The organism is Stutzerimonas kunmingensis (assembly GCF_032106285.1).
Classification (GTDB): Bacteria; Pseudomonadota; Gammaproteobacteria; order Pseudomonadales; family Pseudomonadaceae; genus Stutzerimonas; species Stutzerimonas kunmingensis_B.
On the sequence record NZ_DAMCPO010000003.1, the window covers coordinates 1 to 14,245 of the forward strand.

The 14,245-nt window shown below is 63.5% G+C and carries 13 protein-coding genes; 8 read left to right on the plus strand and 5 right to left on the minus strand.

Annotated features, from left to right (window positions below):
• Positions 1-89: 89 nt before the first annotated feature.
• A complete protein-coding gene (locus RT582_RS03150; RefSeq protein ID WP_014821003.1) occupies positions 90-308 on the minus strand; it encodes a bacterioferritin-associated ferredoxin in 219 nt (72 codons plus the stop codon).
• A 196-nt stretch (positions 309-504) separates the two neighbouring features.
• On the opposite strand from RT582_RS03150, the gene RT582_RS03155 reads away from it, so the two are divergent.
• Positions 505-1,044: a YaeQ family protein gene (locus RT582_RS03155; RefSeq protein ID WP_003300734.1), complete on the plus strand. Its 540-nt coding sequence runs from the start codon at positions 505-507 to the stop codon at positions 1,042-1,044.
• Positions 1,045-1,062: 18 nt separating this feature from the next.
• Here RT582_RS03155 and RT582_RS03160 read toward each other — a convergent pair whose 3' ends face one another.
• The 4 genes from RT582_RS03160 to RT582_RS03175 all read right to left on the minus strand — a co-directional run bounded on the left by RT582_RS03160 (position 1,063) and on the right by RT582_RS03175 (position 4,762).
• Complete coding sequence (locus tag RT582_RS03160) at positions 1,063-2,283, minus strand: NRAMP family divalent metal transporter (RefSeq protein WP_090521312.1); 1,221 nt, start codon at positions 2,281-2,283, stop codon at positions 1,063-1,065.
• A 114-nt stretch (positions 2,284-2,397) separates the two neighbouring features.
• Positions 2,398-3,312, minus strand: coding sequence for a 5-oxoprolinase subunit C family protein (locus RT582_RS03165; protein ID WP_044315264.1), 915 nt, complete (start codon positions 3,310-3,312; stop codon positions 2,398-2,400).
• A complete protein-coding gene (pxpB, locus tag RT582_RS03170) occupies positions 3,309-4,016 on the minus strand; it encodes a 5-oxoprolinase subunit PxpB (protein ID WP_044315263.1) in 708 nt (235 codons plus the stop codon). Before pxpB ends, RT582_RS03165 begins: the two co-directional genes overlap by 4 nt.
• A complete protein-coding gene (locus RT582_RS03175) occupies positions 4,013-4,762 on the minus strand; it encodes a 5-oxoprolinase subunit PxpA (RefSeq protein WP_044315262.1) in 750 nt (249 codons plus the stop codon). The genes pxpB and RT582_RS03175 overlap by 4 nt, the downstream gene beginning before the upstream one ends.
• 192 nt (positions 4,763-4,954) lie before the next feature.
• On the opposite strand from RT582_RS03175, the gene RT582_RS03180 reads away from it, so the two are divergent.
• The 7 genes from RT582_RS03180 (at position 4,955) to lysS (ending at position 14,200) form a co-directional block, all read left to right on the plus strand.
• On the plus strand, positions 4,955-5,482 hold the full coding sequence (locus RT582_RS03180; RefSeq protein WP_038658189.1) for a winged helix DNA-binding protein: 528 nt from the start codon (positions 4,955-4,957) through the stop codon (positions 5,480-5,482).
• Positions 5,483-5,510: 28 nt separating this feature from the next.
• Complete coding sequence (gene recJ / locus RT582_RS03185; RefSeq protein WP_044315261.1) at positions 5,511-7,226, plus strand: single-stranded-DNA-specific exonuclease RecJ; 1,716 nt, start codon at positions 5,511-5,513, stop codon at positions 7,224-7,226.
• A gap of 128 nt (positions 7,227-7,354) precedes the next feature.
• Positions 7,355-9,448: a molybdopterin oxidoreductase family protein gene (locus RT582_RS03190; RefSeq protein WP_044315260.1), complete on the plus strand. Its 2,094-nt coding sequence runs from the start codon at positions 7,355-7,357 to the stop codon at positions 9,446-9,448.
• A gap of 95 nt (positions 9,449-9,543) precedes the next feature.
• On the plus strand, positions 9,544-10,653 hold the full coding sequence (locus tag RT582_RS03195; RefSeq protein WP_044315259.1) for an NADH:flavin oxidoreductase/NADH oxidase: 1,110 nt from the start codon (positions 9,544-9,546) through the stop codon (positions 10,651-10,653).
• 43 nt (positions 10,654-10,696) lie between these two features.
• The gene (locus tag RT582_RS03200; RefSeq protein WP_044315258.1) at positions 10,697-11,413 is read left to right on the plus strand and encodes a tellurite resistance TerB family protein; all 717 of its coding nucleotides are present in this window, start codon (positions 10,697-10,699) and stop codon (positions 11,411-11,413) included.
• 124 nt (positions 11,414-11,537) lie between these two features.
• Positions 11,538-12,633, plus strand: a protein-coding gene (gene prfB / locus RT582_RS03205) for a peptide chain release factor 2 (protein ID WP_102832577.1) whose coding sequence is annotated in 2 segments (ribosomal slippage) — positions 11,538-11,609 and positions 11,611-12,633 — 1,095 coding nt in all. Because the reading frame shifts where the segments join, the coding sequence is not laid out codon by codon here.
• A 64-nt stretch (positions 12,634-12,697) separates the two neighbouring features.
• Positions 12,698-14,200 (plus strand): lysine--tRNA ligase, encoded by a 1,503-nt coding sequence (lysS, locus tag RT582_RS03210; protein WP_044315257.1) that lies wholly within the window; start codon positions 12,698-12,700, stop codon positions 14,198-14,200.
• Positions 14,201-14,245: the final 45 nt, after the last annotated feature.

Consider the following 14,245-nt stretch of genomic DNA (forward strand, 5'->3'; position numbering starts at 1 on the left):
TCTTCCTGAAAATCAAGGCTGCCTTCCCCGGGAAAGCGCGATGAACCAAAAAAAAGCCGGGCATGGCCCGGCTTCATGGCTTCAGTCTGTCAAGCCTGAACAAAACTGGCAGGGTACGCGAGGGAGGCCTGGGCACTCTGCACGTTGCTGAGCGTCTCGCGCACGACCTGCTTGGCGACGCAGGCGCACTTGCCGCACTGGGTGGCGACGCCCGTCGTTTCCCGTACTTCACGGTAGCTGCAGCAGCCTTCGTAGATGGCATCGCGAATCTGGCCGTCGGTTACACCCTGGCAAAGACAGACGTACATAGAAGCACTACCCGTTGAATTCGTTGACGGTTGGGATGCTAATCAGAATGAGAATAATTGTCAAAGTTCGTTCGTCGGGGGTTTCTCCCGATGAGCGTATTTTTCCGTTCGTACCGACGGTGTCGAAGGCCGCAGCGAGGATCGGTGTTGACCGCTTTGCGGTAGACTGCGCGCCTTTTCGCAACGGAGGCCGTTCATGGCCCTGCAAGCCACACCATATAAAGTCGAGCTGAATCTCACGGACCTGGACCGCGGGGTTTACGAGAATCTGCGCTTTACGGTCGCCAAACACCCGTCGGAAACCGAAGAACGCCTCGGCGTGCGATTGATTGCCTATGCGCTCTGGTATAGCGAGCAGCTGGCCTTTGGTCGCGGCCTCTCTGATGTGGACGAGCCAGCACTCTGGGAAAAGAGTCTGGATGGCCGCGTCCTTCATTGGATCGAAGTGGGTCAGCCGGATGCAGAGCGATTGACTTGGTGTTCGCGACGAGCCGAACGCGTCAGCCTGGTTGCCTATGGCAATCTGCGCGTCTGGCAGGGCAAGGTGATCGATGCGGTGAAGGGATTGAAGAATCTGTCCATTGCCACCATCGACTCGGAGTCACTTGCCGCGTTGGTCAAGGACTTGCCGCGTAGTCTGCAGTGGGGCGTGATGATCAGTGACGGCACGTTGTTCATCACCGATGAGCGTGGCCAGTTCGAAGTGAAGTTGGGTTGGTTGCTCGGCGAGCGCTGAGAGCGCCCGCCGTGCCAGTCACGCTTGCCAGAACTCCAGCAGCGCATTGAACGACATCACCACCCCAACCGCCGTGGCCAGCATGGCCAATATGCCGAACATCAGCATCCAGGTAGGGTGACGGTAGGCATCGCCGACGATGTTCGATTTGCGCGACGCGAGCAATATGCAGCCCAGCGCCAGCGGCAGTACCAGGGCATTCAGGGTGCCCGCCACCACCAGAACCTTCACGGGCTGGCCGACCAGGCTGTAGATGAGCGTCGAGCAGGCAATAAAGGCGATCACCACACGCTGGTTATGCCGGCGGATGCTGTCATGCAGCGAGTACATGAAGGTCACACTGGTATAAGCGGCGCCGATCACCGATGAAACCGATGCGGCCAGTAGCACTACGCCAAAAATCTTGTAGCCGATGGTGCCCATCGAATGGGAGAACACCGATGCAGCGGGGTTGCTCGGGTCGAGAGTCAGGCCCTGGCTGACGACACCGAGGGCTGCGAGGAACAGGCAGATGCGCACGACGCCAGTGGTAGCGATACCGATCACGGCCGCGCGGGTTACCAGCCTGACATTCTCTACACCGGTGATGCCGGCCTCTACCAGGCGATGGCCACCGGAAAACGATATGTAGCCGCCGACCGTGCCGCCCACCAATGTCACGATCGGCAGCAGCAGGATCAATGGGTCGTCCGGATTGAAGCTGCGACTCATCGCTTCGAGCAGTGGTGGATTCGACTGCAGCATGGCGTAGCCGATCATGCACAGCATCACCAGGCCAAGGACTTGCATCACCGAGTCCATCACGCCCTTGGCGTTGCGCAGCAGGAAGATGCCGATGATCAGCACGGCGGCGATCAACGAGCCGATTATCGGCGGGATACCGAAGATCACATTCATCGCCAGGCCGGCGCCACCGATGTTGCCGATGTTGAAGGCAATGCCGCCAAGCACGATGAAGGCGGATATCAGATGGCCGACGCCGGGTATCACGCGGTTGGCGACGTCCTGGCCGCGCAGGTTGGCAACGGTGATCACCCGCCAGATATTAAGCTGGGCACCGATGTCGATGAGCAAAGAGATCAGGATCGCGAAGGCGAAACTCGCCAGATACTTCTCGGTGAACAGCGACGTTTGGGTCAGAAACGCGGGTCCGATGGACGAAGTCGCCATGATGAAAATGGCGCCGCGCAGGACGTTGCGCTGGGCGGGAGTGCCGCGTTCGGCTTGTGTGGCTTGCATTGGATACCTTCTTTTTCTTGGCGTTGGGGCAGGTAGAAATGCGCCCGGGTCATACCCGGCAATGTTGTTCTTGTTGGAATAACTGGCTGCTGGTCAGCGGCTCCTTATGAGCGACTACCGCCACTGGGCGAGCAGTTCGCGGTGCGCGCGTTGCGCGGCCTCCAGTGAAATCGGTTTGAGCCTGAGCGAGGTGCCTGGCAGGCACTGCGCCAGCTGGGCCACCGCCGCAGGTGTCAGCGCGCCGAGGCGTGGATAGCCGCCGATTGTCTGGCGGTCGTTGAGCAGGATGATCGGCTGCCCGTCGGCCGGAACCTGGATCGCCCCCAGCGGCACGCCTTCGGAAATCATGGATGAGCGCGTGCTGTGAAGCGTTGGGCCGAGCAAGCGCACGCCCATGCGGTCGGCTCGTTGATCGACTGTCCAGTCGCTGTTGAAGGCATCGAACAGGCTCTGGCCGCTGAAATCACCAATCTGCGCGCCGAGCACGACCGCCAGGGTCGGGCTCGGTAGTGGGGTGACGGTTGGCACTGGCAGCTCTCGGCGAGCAGCAGAAACACCACTGAGCCAGTGCAAGCGGCCGCCCTCGGCCAGCGCTTGGCCGTCACCGGCCAAGCCGCCGAGTTGCTCGCGCCGGACCGTGGCGCAGCTCCCCAATACCGGTGTCGCCTGAAAGCCGCCTGGCGCAGCGAGATAGGCGCGAACGCCTCGCTTTGGGTGCGTGAAGGTAAGCAGTTGGCCCTTACGGACCTCGAAGCTACGCCCCGGTGCGATGGCTTCGTCATCGAGCGCGGCGCCGAGATCGGCACCGCAGATCGCCAGGCAGGTATCGGTTTGCGCGCGAAGGCTGAAATTCCCCAGCGTGATTTCCACCGTAGCGGCCTGCACAGGATTTCCAAGCAGCCAGTTGGCCCAGCTGTGGGAAATCCAGTCCACCGGGCCGCCCTGGGTAACGCCGAGGTGGCGGACGCCCATACGGCCGCCGTCCTGCAAGCTGGCCAATGCGCCGGCGCGTTCGATAAGCAGACTCATACGGCAGTCTCCTGAAAAGGGCTGTCGTTGCCGCCCAAGCGGATGAATTCGGCGCGCTCGATGGGCACGAAGCGCACCCGGTCGCCTGGCTGCCAGAGGCTGTAGCCGTCGGGCTCGCGGTCGAACAGACGAACCGGGCTGCGCCCGATCAGATTCCAGCCACCCGGCGATACCAGCGGATATATGGCGGTCTGCCGATCGGCGATGCCCAGGCTTCCGGCCGGCACCTGCTTGCGTGGTGTGGCCAGGCGCGGGCTGGCCAAACGCTCATCGACCAGCCCGAGAAAGGCGAAGCCGGGTGCGAAGCCGAGGGCGAAGACCTGATAGATGTGTGCGCTGTGTTGCTCGATCACGCCGGCTACACCGAGCCCGCTGCGCTTGCCTAGCGCTCGTAGCTCGGGGCCGACGCTGGCGTCGTACCACACTGGGATTGCATGCTGGCGCGCAGTTTCGGCGGCGGCGGGCTGCAGACCCTCGAGCGCTTGGTGAAGGTGCTGGCGAGCCTGCAGGTCGTCCAGTTGGATCAGGTCGTAATGCACCAGCAGGGTGGTGTAGGAAGGCACCAGATCGATCAGTGCCGTGCCGAAGGCGTCGCGCACCCGCTGACTGGCGGCAAGCATCCAGGGCATGTTGCCTTCGTCGATCTGATCGAACAGGCGCAACAACAGGCTGTCGACGCCCACCACTTCGATCCGCGGCTTCATGCGGGAAGCGCTTGCAGCGCGTGGCGGATGCGCTGGACGGCGGCTATGGAACCGGCGTTGTCGCCATGCACGCAGAGGGTATCGGCCTGCAGAATCAGCGCGCTGTCATCGCTCGCGATCAGCGCCTCGCCCTTGGCCAGGCGCAGGGCCTGGTCGGTCACGGTTTCTGCATCGTGGTGGACGGCGCCTGGCAGGCTGCGCGAAACAAGCATGCCGGCGGCGTCATAGGCGCGGTCGGCGAACACCTCGAACCACAGGGTGATGCCCATTTCCTCTGCCAGTGCTTGGCTTGCGCTGTTGTCGCGGGTGGACATCAGCATCAGCGGCAGGTTGGCGCTGTAGGCCTTGATGGCGCTCATCACTGCGCGCAGCAGTTCGGGCTGGCGCATCATGTCGTTGTACAGCGCCCCGTGCGGTTTGACGTAGCGAACCTGCGTGCCTTCAGCGCGGCAGATGCCGTCGAGTGCGCCGATCTGATAGAGCAGCATGTTCTCCACTTCGGCCGGGCTGCAGGCCATGGAGCGCCGGCCGAAGCCGACCAGATCCGGATAGGCCGGATGGGCGCCGATGCGCACATCATGCTTGCGTGCCAACGCCACTGTGCGCCGCATGATCTGCGGATCGGACGCATGGAAGCCGCAGGCGACATTGGCGCAATCGATGAACGGCATCACCTCGGCATCCAGGCCCATGGTCCAGGCGCCGAAGCTTTCCCCTATATCGCAATTGAGTAAGAGACGACTCACGATGGCTGCTCCTTTCGAAATGGACTGGTGCGTTTGCGGCGGCGTTGAGGGTCGATACACTGATAAAGTATTGATAAATTATCAACGTATTTCTGCCGTTGGGCGTCTGAAGTGCCTGAGCGGACATTGCTGTATCCTTGCCCGCCCCATCGATACGAACGGCGCTGCCGCTTCATCAATCAGGAACTCAAGATGGTTGACGCCAAAAGCCCCCGCCCGTTGCGATCTTCGATCGTCGCTTCGGCGCACCTCGCCGAGCAGTCCCAGGAACTGTCTGAACTGGAGTACGGCATCATCGTCGCCAGCGCCGCGCTGATGCGCTGGATGGAGCGTTGCATGCAGGCCTGCGGCACGGTGGAGATGAACGCGCTGGACGTCATGGTGCTGCACAATCTCACCAGCCGTGGCCGCGCCAAGCGACAGGCGGATATCTGCCTGCTGCTCAATGTGGAAGACACCCACACCGTGACTTACGCGCTGAAGAAGCTGAGCAAGCTCGGCCTGGTGGAAGGGGCGAAGCAGGGCAAGGAGATGTTCTATCGCACCACCGACAAGGGCCGTGCGCTTTGTCAGGAGTACGCCGACATCCGCCGCGAATGCCTGATCGCCTCGTTCGAGAACCTCAATATCGACCCTGATGAGATCCACCGCCTGGCGGGCATGCTGCGCGCTATGTCGGGCCTGTACGACCAGGCCGCACGTGCGGCCACCTCCCTGTAATCCGTTTCACCGAGTCTGGAATCCGACGATGCGTATCGAACCCCGCCCCCTGCCCGAGCAGCTGCCCGACCTTGGCGAGCTGCCGCCGCTGCTGCAGCGCCTCTACGCGGCCCGTGGTGTGACCTGCGCAGAGGAGCTGGACAAGGGGCTGGCGCGGTTGATTCCTTATAAGCAGCTCAAGGGCATCGATGCCGCGGTCGAGCTGCTGGTCGAGGCGCTGGAGAAGCGTCAACGCATCCTGTTCGTCGGCGATTTCGATGCCGATGGCGCCACGGCCAGCACCGTGGGTGTACTTGGCTTGCGCCAGCTTGGCGCTGCCCACGTCGATTACCTGGTGCCCAATCGCTTCGAATATGGCTACGGTCTGACGCCGGAAATCGTTGCCGTTGCCTTGCAGCGCGAGCCCGATCTGTTGGTGACCGTGGACAACGGCATTTCCAGTGTCGACGGCGTGGCGGCGGCCAAGGCCGCAGGGCTCAAGGTGCTGGTCACGGACCATCACCTGCCGGGTCACGAACTGCCGGCGGCTGATGCCATCGTTAACCCCAATCAGCCTGAGTGCGCCTTTCCCAGCAAGTGCATCGCCGGTGTCGGGGTCATCTTCTATGTGCTGCTGGCATTACGCGCTCGCCTGCGTGAGCTGGACTGGTTCATCCGTCAGGGCTGGGCAGAGCCGAACCTGGCTGAGCTATTGGACCTCGTGGCGTTGGGCAGTGTCGCCGACGTGGTATCGCTGGATGCCAACAATCGCATCCTGGTCCATCAGGGATTGGCGCGGATTCGCGCGGGGCGGGCGAGGGCGGGCCTGCGGGCGATTCTCGAAGTGACGGGGCGCGACCATCGACGCATCACCTCTACCGACCTGGGCTTCATTCTCGGACCGCGGCTCAACGCGGCCGGGCGGCTGGATGACATGTCGCTGGGCATCGAATGCCTGCTCTGCGAGGACGAGGCACTGGCGCGCGATATGGCGGTCCAGCTCGATGAGCTGAACAAGGACCGCAAGAGCATCGAGCAGGGCATGCAGCGCGAGGCACTGGCGCAGCTCAAGGATTTGCCCCTGGAAGACCTGCCGTTCGGCCTGTGCCTATTCGAGGCGGACTGGCATCAGGGCGTGATCGGCATCCTGGCTTCGCGTATGAAGGAGCGCTACCACCGCCCGACCATCGCCTTCGCCGATGCCGGCGACGGCCTGCTCAAAGGCTCTGCGCGCTCGGTGCCGGGCTTTCATATCCGCGATGCGCTGGATGCGGTCGCCGCCAAGCATCCCGGCTTGATCAGCAAGTTTGGCGGGCATGCCATGGCGGCCGGGCTGTCGCTGCCGCAAGCCAGCTTCGGCGCATTCGCTGCCGCCTTCGACGCCGAAGTGCGCCGCCAGCTGTGCGAGGATGATCTCACCGGCCGGCTGCTAACCGACGGCCAGCTCAGCGTCGAGGAGTTCCACCTGGAACTGGCGCGTGCGCTGCGCAACGCCGGGCCCTGGGGCCAGCATTTTCCCGAGCCGATGTTTCATGGGGTGTTCCAGTTGGTGCAGCAACGTATCGTCGGCGAGCGCCATCTGAAGCTGGTGCTCAAGAGCGAATGCGGCTCGCTGACCCTCGACGGCATTGCCTTCAACGTCGACCGCGAAATCTGGCCGAATCCGACGGTGCGCTGGGCCGAGCTGGCCTACAAGCTCGACGTCAACGAGTACCGCGGTCAGGAAAGCGTGCAGCTGATGGTGGCGCATATCGCCCCGCGCTGATCGATGCATGCCGGCTGACGATAGGCCGGCTGAATCCAGCGCCATTCCCCGTCAAGACGTCTGATTGTTGCCCGCGGCCATGGCGCCTAGAGTGGCTGGACAACAACAGCGCCATGCGGGAATCCGAAATGAGCGAGATCAGCGTCCATCACCGTGCCTGTCATCTGTGCGAAGCCATCTGCGGCCTGACCATCCAGACCGAAGGCGAGCGCATCCTTTCGATCAAGGGCGACCCCCTCGACAGCTTCAGCCGCGGCCATATCTGTCCCAAGGCTGTCGCCCTGCGGGACATCCAGAACGACCGTGACCGGCTGCGCCACCCGATGCGGCGCTGCGGCGATGAGTGGCAGGCGATCAGCTGGGAGGAGGCCTACGAACTGGTCGCCGAGCGCCTGGCTGAGATCCGCGAGCGCCACGGCGCCAATGCCGTGGCCATCTACCAGGGCAACCCGAGTGTGCACAACTACGGGCTGATGACCCACAGCAACTACTTCCTCGGGCTGCTGAAGACGCGCAATCGCTTTTCCGCGACCTCGGTCGATCAGCTGCCGCATCACCTGACCAGCCATCTGATGTACGGCCACGGCCTGCTATTACCCGTGCCGGACATCGATCACACCGATTTCATGCTGATCCTCGGCGGCAACCCGCTGGCCTCCAATGGCAGCATCATGACCGTGCCCGACGTAGAGAAGCGGTTGAAGGCGATCCGTGCCCGCGGCGGCAAGCTGGTGGTGGTCGACCCGCGTCGCAGCGAGACCGCAGCGATCGCCGATCAACATATGTTCGTGCGGCCGGGACAAGACGCGGCGCTGCTGTTTGGCCTGCTCAATACTCTGTTCGAGGAAGGCCTGACGCGCACCAGCGAGCTCCCGCTGGACGGCATCGAGGAGGTGCGCACGGCGATCGCCGCCTTTACCGCCGAGGCGATGAGCGCCCGTTGTGGGATTCCGGCCGAGCAGATCCGCCAGCTGGCGCGGGATTTCGCGGCGGCGGACAAGGCAGTCTGCTACGGGCGGATGGGCGTCTCGACCCAGGCCTTCGGCACGCTCTGCCAGTGGTTGGTGCAGCTGATCAACCTGGTCACCGGTAACCTCGATCGGGTCGGCGGCGCGCTGTGTACCGAGCCTGCGGTGGATCTGGTGGAGACCACCTCCGGCGGCCACTTCGCCGCCTGGCATAGCCGGGTTTCGCAGTTGCCTGAATACGGCGGCGAACTACCGGTAGCGGCACTGGCCGAGGAGATGCTTGAACCCGGGGAAGGGCAGGTGCGTGCACTGATCACCGTGGCCGGAAACCCGGTGCTCTCCACGCCCAACGGGCGCAAGCTGGAGCAGGCGCTGGATGGGCTGGAGTTCATGCTCAGTGTGGATTTCTACATCAACGAAACCACTCGCTATGCCGACGTGATCCTGCCGCCGACCGCGCCGCTGGAGCACGACCATTACGACGCCACCTTCAACCTGCTCGCCGTGCGCAACGTTACCCGCTTCAACCAGCCGGTACTGCCCAAACCCGAGGGTGCGCTGCACGACTGGGAAATCTTCATCGGGCTGGCTAAGGCGTACGCAGCGCGGGTCGGCGTCGAGCTGAAGCCCACCATGCCGCCGCAGCAAATGATGGACCTGGCGCTACGCCATGGGCCATACGGCGACAAGTCCGAGCGCAAGCTGCGCCTGGCAGCACTGGAGGATCATCCCCACGGGCTGGATCTCGGGCCGCTCAAGCCAAACCTGGCGCGGCGCCTGAAAACGCCGAACAAGCGCATCCAGACCGCGCCGGCGCTGATGCTGGACGATCTGCAGCGTTTCGCCGCGCAGCCTCAGGCAGGTGCCGACGAGCTGTTGCTGATCGGCCGCCGGCATGTACGCAGCAACAATTCCTGGATGCACAACTACCAGCGCCTGGTGAAGGGCAAACCTCGTCATCAGCTGCTGATGCACCCTGCGGACATGGCTGCTCGGACTTTGCAGGATGGCCAGCGGGTGCGCGTGCATTCCCGGGTCGGCGTGGTCGAGGTGGAGGCGCTGGCCAGCGAGGAGATGATGCCCGGCGTGGTCAGCCTGCCGCATGGCTGGGGCCACGCCCGTCCTGGCGTGCAAATGGATATCGCCCGGCAGCAACCGGGCGCCAGCAGTAACGACCTGACTGACGAGCGCCAGTTGGATGTATCCGGCAATGCCGCGCTCAACGGTGTGCCGGTGCAGGTCAGCGCTGCCTGAGGCTGACAGTTCCACCGATGTCGGGCTGGGCATGAGCGGCGAAACGGTCTCTACTGACGGGTGTCAAATCCGCATCACCGACAGTAGAGGCCGACATGTCCCAGCTTTTTCAGCCGCTTACCCTGCGCCAGCTCAAACTGCCCAACCGGATTGCCGTATCGCCCATGTGCCAGTACTCGGCGAAGGCCGGGATGGCCAACGACTGGCATCTGGTGCATCTGGGCAGTCGGGCCGTCGGTGGCGCCGGGCTGGTGATCATCGAAGCGACGGCGATCAGCCCTGAGGGGCGTATTTCGCCGGACGACCTGGGTATCTGGTCCGACGAGCATGTCGAGCCATTGCGGCGGATCACCCGCTTCATCGAGGCGCAGGGCGCATTCGCCGGCGTGCAGCTGGCCCATGCCGGGCGCAAGGCGAGCACCTGGCGGCCCTGGCTCGGCAAGCACGGCAGCGTGCCGATCGCCGCTGGCGGCTGGACCCCGGTCGGTCCTTCGACCATTGCTTTCTCGCCTGAACATGCCGTGCCGACGGCGCTGGACGACGCCGGCATCGCGGGCGTCGTGCAGGCCTTCGTCGAGGCGGCCGAGCGCTCATTGGCGGCCGGCTTCAAGGTTTCCGAGGTACATGCGGCCCACGGCTACCTGCTGCATCAGTTCCTTTCGCCGCTATCCAACCAGCGGCAGGATCGCTACGGCGGCTCGTTCGACAACCGTATCCGCCTGCTGCTGGAGGTTACGGCAGCTGTTCGCCAGGTCTGGCCCGAGGAATTGCCGCTGTTCGTCCGCCTCTCGGCAACAGACTGGGTCGATGATGGCTGGAATGCCGACGAAACCGTCGAACTCGCGCGGCGGCTCAGGGAGATTGGCGTCGACCTGATCGATGTGTCGTCCGGTGGCACTGCTGCCAACGCCGATATCCCGGTCGGGCCCGGCTACCAGACCCAGTTCGCCGAGCGCGTGCGCAAGGAGGCGGGTATCGCCACCGGCACGGTCGGCATGATCACCGAGGCGGTGCAGGCCGAGCACATCCTGCGCACCGGCCAGGCCGACCTGATTCTGCTCGCCCGCGAACTGCTGCGTGATCCGTACTGGCCGCTGCATGCTGCCGAGGACCTGCGTGACAGTTCCGTGGCCTGGCCGGCGCAGTACGTGCGTGCTGCCCATCGCGACACGCCGATTCGTCAGGTGCCCGAGTCGTTTGACTGAGCACTGCTGTTCAAATCCTGATTCAATCCGTTTGGGGACTTCGATGAAAACCAGTGGCCTTCTCGATCAACTGCTCAGGTCCGGTCAGGACCTGCTGCAGAAGCAGCAATCCAGTGCAGGTGGCAAACCTGGCAAAGGCGGTTTGAGCGACCTGCTTTCCGGCGTTGGCGGCGGTTCGCTCGGCAATGCCCTGTCGGGTGCCGGTGGCGGCGCGCTGGCGGCCGGTGCCATGGGGTTGCTGCTGGGCAACCGCAAGGTGCGCAAGATGGGCGGCAAGGCGGTGACCTACGGCGGTCTGGCGGCGCTCGGCGTGCTGGCCTACAAGGCCTACAGCAACTGGCAGGCGCAGCAGGGCGGGGCGCAACAGCAGACGCCACAGACCATCGATCGCCTGCCGCCGGCAGAGGTCGAGGTGCACAGCCAGGGCATTCTCAAGGCACTGGTGGCAGCGGCCAAGGCCGACGGCCATGTCGATGCCCGAGAGCGTCAGCTGATCGAGGCGGAGCTGGGCAAGCTGGCCGATGCTGATCTGCAGCACTGGCTCGAGGCCGAACTGAACAAGCCGCTGGACCCGGCTGACGTGGCCAGTGCCGCCAGTACCCCCGAGATGGCTGCGGAGATGTATCTGGCCAGCGTGCTGATGGTCGACGAGGAGCATTTCATGGAGCGTGCCTATCTGGATGAACTTGCCCGCTGTCTGCAGCTCGATCCGCAACTCAAAGCCGAGCTGGAAAGCCAGGTACGCGGTGTGAGTGCCTGATCGACCGTCATGAGGGCAAATCCGTTTCCTGACCGTCCGCCGGCACGTCCGGCGGGCTGTCAGCGCGGGTTGGCTGAGTTATAATCGCCGGCTTTTGCACCGTCCGATTGAGAGCTGCCTACCTATGGAAATCAACCCGATCCTCAACAGCATCAAGGACCTGTCCGAGCGCACCCTGTCAATTCGGGGGTATCTTTGACTACGATCAGAAGCATGATCGTCTCGTCGAAGTAAACCGCGAACTCGAAGACCCCAACGTCTGGAACAAGCCCGAATACGCCCAGAGCCTGGGCCGTGAACGCGCCACCCTGGCGCAGATTGTCGAAACCATCGATGACCTCGATGGCGGACTTGCCGACTCTCGCGACCTGCTCGACATGGCGGTCGAAGAAGATGATCAAGGCGCCGTTGATGATGTGGCCGCCGAGCTGGACCGTCTGCGCGGAATCCTCGAAAAGCTCGAATTCCGCCGCATGTTCAGCCATGAGATGGACCCGAATAACTGCTACCTGGACATCCAGGCCGGTTCCGGCGGCACCGAGGCGCAGGACTGGGCGAACATCCTGCTGCGCATGTACCTGCGCTGGGCCGACAAGCGCGGTTTCACTGCCGAGATCGTCGAGCTGTCCGAGGGCGAAGTCGCCGGCATCAAGGGTGCCACGGTGCACATCAAGGGTGAATATGCTTTTGGCTGGTTGCGCACCGAGATCGGTGTGCACCGCCTGGTTCGCAAGAGCCCGTTCGACTCCGGCGCGCGCCGCCACACCTCGTTCTCGGCAGTGTTCGCCTCACCCGAGATCGACGACAGGGTCGAGATCGAGATCAACCCGGCCGACCTGCGCATCGATACCTACCGTTCCTCCGGCGCCGGTGGTCAGCACGTAAACACCACCGATTCGGCCGTGCGTATCACCCACGTCCCGACCAATACCGTGGTGGCCTGCCAGAACGAACGTTCCCAGCACGCCAACAAGGACACCGCCATGAAGATGCTGCGGGCCAAGTTGTACGAACTGGAAATGCAGAAGCGCAACGCCGCCTCTCAGGCGCTGGAAGACAGCAAGTCGGACATTGGCTGGGGGCACCAGATCCGTTCCTACGTGCTCGACGACTCGCGCATCAAGGATCTGCGTACCGGTGTGGAGCGCAGCGATTGCCAGAAGGTGCTCGACGGCGACCTCGACGGATACCTCGAAGCCAGCCTGAAACAGGGGCTCTGAGAGCAGCTGCAAGCCTCAAGCCGCAAGCACCTCCATTGAAACGATTTGACCGGGACGACCCGCAATGAGCGAACAACCGCTGAACCAGCACGCCATCCAAGAGGAAGAAAACAAGCTGATTGCCCAGCGCAAGGAAAAGCTTGCTGCCGTGCGCGAGCAGGGCAATGCCTTCCCCAATGACTTCCGTCGCGACCGCTATGCAGGCGACCTGCAGAAACAGTACGCCGAGAAGACCAAGGAGGAGCTGGAGGCGGCCGCCATTCCGGTCAAGGTCGCCGGGCGCATCATGCTCAACCGCGGGCCATTCATGGTGCTGCAGGATATGAGCGGGCGCATCCAGGTCTATGTCGATCGCAAGACGCTGCCGGCCGAGCAGGTCGACGCGGTCAAGCACTTCGACCTGGGCGACATCATTGCCGCCGAGGGCACACTGGCGCGCTCCGGCAAGGGCGACCTGTACGTCTACATGAACAGCGTGCGCCTGCTGACCAAGTCGCTGCGCCCGCTGCCGGACAAGTTCCACGGCCTGACCGACACCGAGCAGCGCTACCGCCAGCGCTACGTCGACCTGATGGTCAACGAGGAGGTGCGCGAAACGTTCCGCGTGCGCTCCCAGGTCATCTCGCATATCCGCAAGTTCCTCGCCGAGCGTGACTTCCTCGAAGTCGAAACGCCGATGCTGCAGACCATTCCCGGCGGCGCTGCGGCCAAACCGTTCGAGACCCATCACAACGCGCTGGACATGCCGATGTTCCTGCGCATCGCGCCGGAGCTCTACCTCAAGCGTCTGGTGGTCGGTGGCTTCGAGCGCGTGTTCGAGATCAACCGCAACTTCCGCAACGAAGGCGTCTCGACCCGGCATAACCCCGAGTTCACCATGCTCGAGTTCTACCAGGCTTACGCCGACTACGAAGACAATATGGATCTCACCGAGGAGCTGTTCCGCGAGCTGGCCCAGGCCGTGCTTGGCAGCACCGACGTGCCCTACGGCGACAAGGTGTTCCACTTCGGCGAGCCCTTCGCGCGGCTGTCGGTGTTCGACTCGATCCTCAAGTTCAACCCGGAAATCTCCGCGGATGACCTGAACGACGTCGAGAAGGCTCGCGCCATCGCCAAGAAGGCCGGCGCCAAGCTGCTCGGCCACGAAGGGCTGGGTAAGCTGCAGGTGATGATTTTCGAGGAGCTGGTCGAGCACAAGCTGGAACAGCCGACCTTCATCACCGAGTACCCGTTCGAGGTCTCGCCGCTGGCCCGACGCAATGATCGCAACCCCAACGTCACCGACCGCTTCGAACTGTTCATTGGTGGCCGCGAGATCGCCAACGCCTATTCCGAGCTCAACGATGCCGAGGATCAGGCCGAACGTTTCCACGCGCAGGTAGCCGACAAGGATGCCGGCGATGACGAAGCCATGCACTTCGACGCCGACTTCGTGCGTGCGCTGGAATACGGCATGCCGCCGACCGCGGGCGAGGGTATCGGCATCGATCGCCTGGTGATGCTGCTGACCAACTCGCCTTCGATCCGCGACGTGATCCTCTTCCCGCACATGCGTCCGGAACTCTGATCCACTGAGCGTCGACTGACACCGCAGTGTGCCGGCCTCGGCGGC

Coding starts and splice junctions, on each gene's coding strand:
- lysS (WP_044315257.1), top strand. CDS start 12,698: ATGAGCGAACAACCGCTGAACCAGCACGCCATCCAAGAGGAAGAAAAC.
- RT582_RS03165 (WP_044315264.1), bottom strand. CDS start 3,312: ATGAGTCTGCTTATCGAACGCGCCGGCGCATTGGCCAGCTTGCAGGAC.
- recJ (WP_044315261.1), top strand. CDS start 5,511: ATGCGTATCGAACCCCGCCCCCTGCCCGAGCAGCTGCCCGACCTTGGC.
- RT582_RS03160 (WP_090521312.1), bottom strand. CDS start 2,283: ATGCAAGCCACACAAGCCGAACGCGGCACTCCCGCCCAGCGCAACGTC.
- RT582_RS03190 (WP_044315260.1), top strand. CDS start 7,355: ATGAGCGAGATCAGCGTCCATCACCGTGCCTGTCATCTGTGCGAAGCC.
- pxpB (WP_044315263.1), bottom strand. CDS start 4,016: ATGAAGCCGCGGATCGAAGTGGTGGGCGTCGACAGCCTGTTGTTGCGC.
- RT582_RS03195 (WP_044315259.1), top strand. CDS start 9,544: ATGTCCCAGCTTTTTCAGCCGCTTACCCTGCGCCAGCTCAAACTGCCC.
- RT582_RS03200 (WP_044315258.1), top strand. CDS start 10,697: ATGAAAACCAGTGGCCTTCTCGATCAACTGCTCAGGTCCGGTCAGGAC.
- RT582_RS03150 (WP_014821003.1), bottom strand. CDS start 308: ATGTACGTCTGTCTTTGCCAGGGTGTAACCGACGGCCAGATTCGCGAT.
- RT582_RS03180 (WP_038658189.1), top strand. CDS start 4,955: ATGGTTGACGCCAAAAGCCCCCGCCCGTTGCGATCTTCGATCGTCGCT.
- RT582_RS03155 (WP_003300734.1), top strand. CDS start 505: ATGGCCCTGCAAGCCACACCATATAAAGTCGAGCTGAATCTCACGGAC.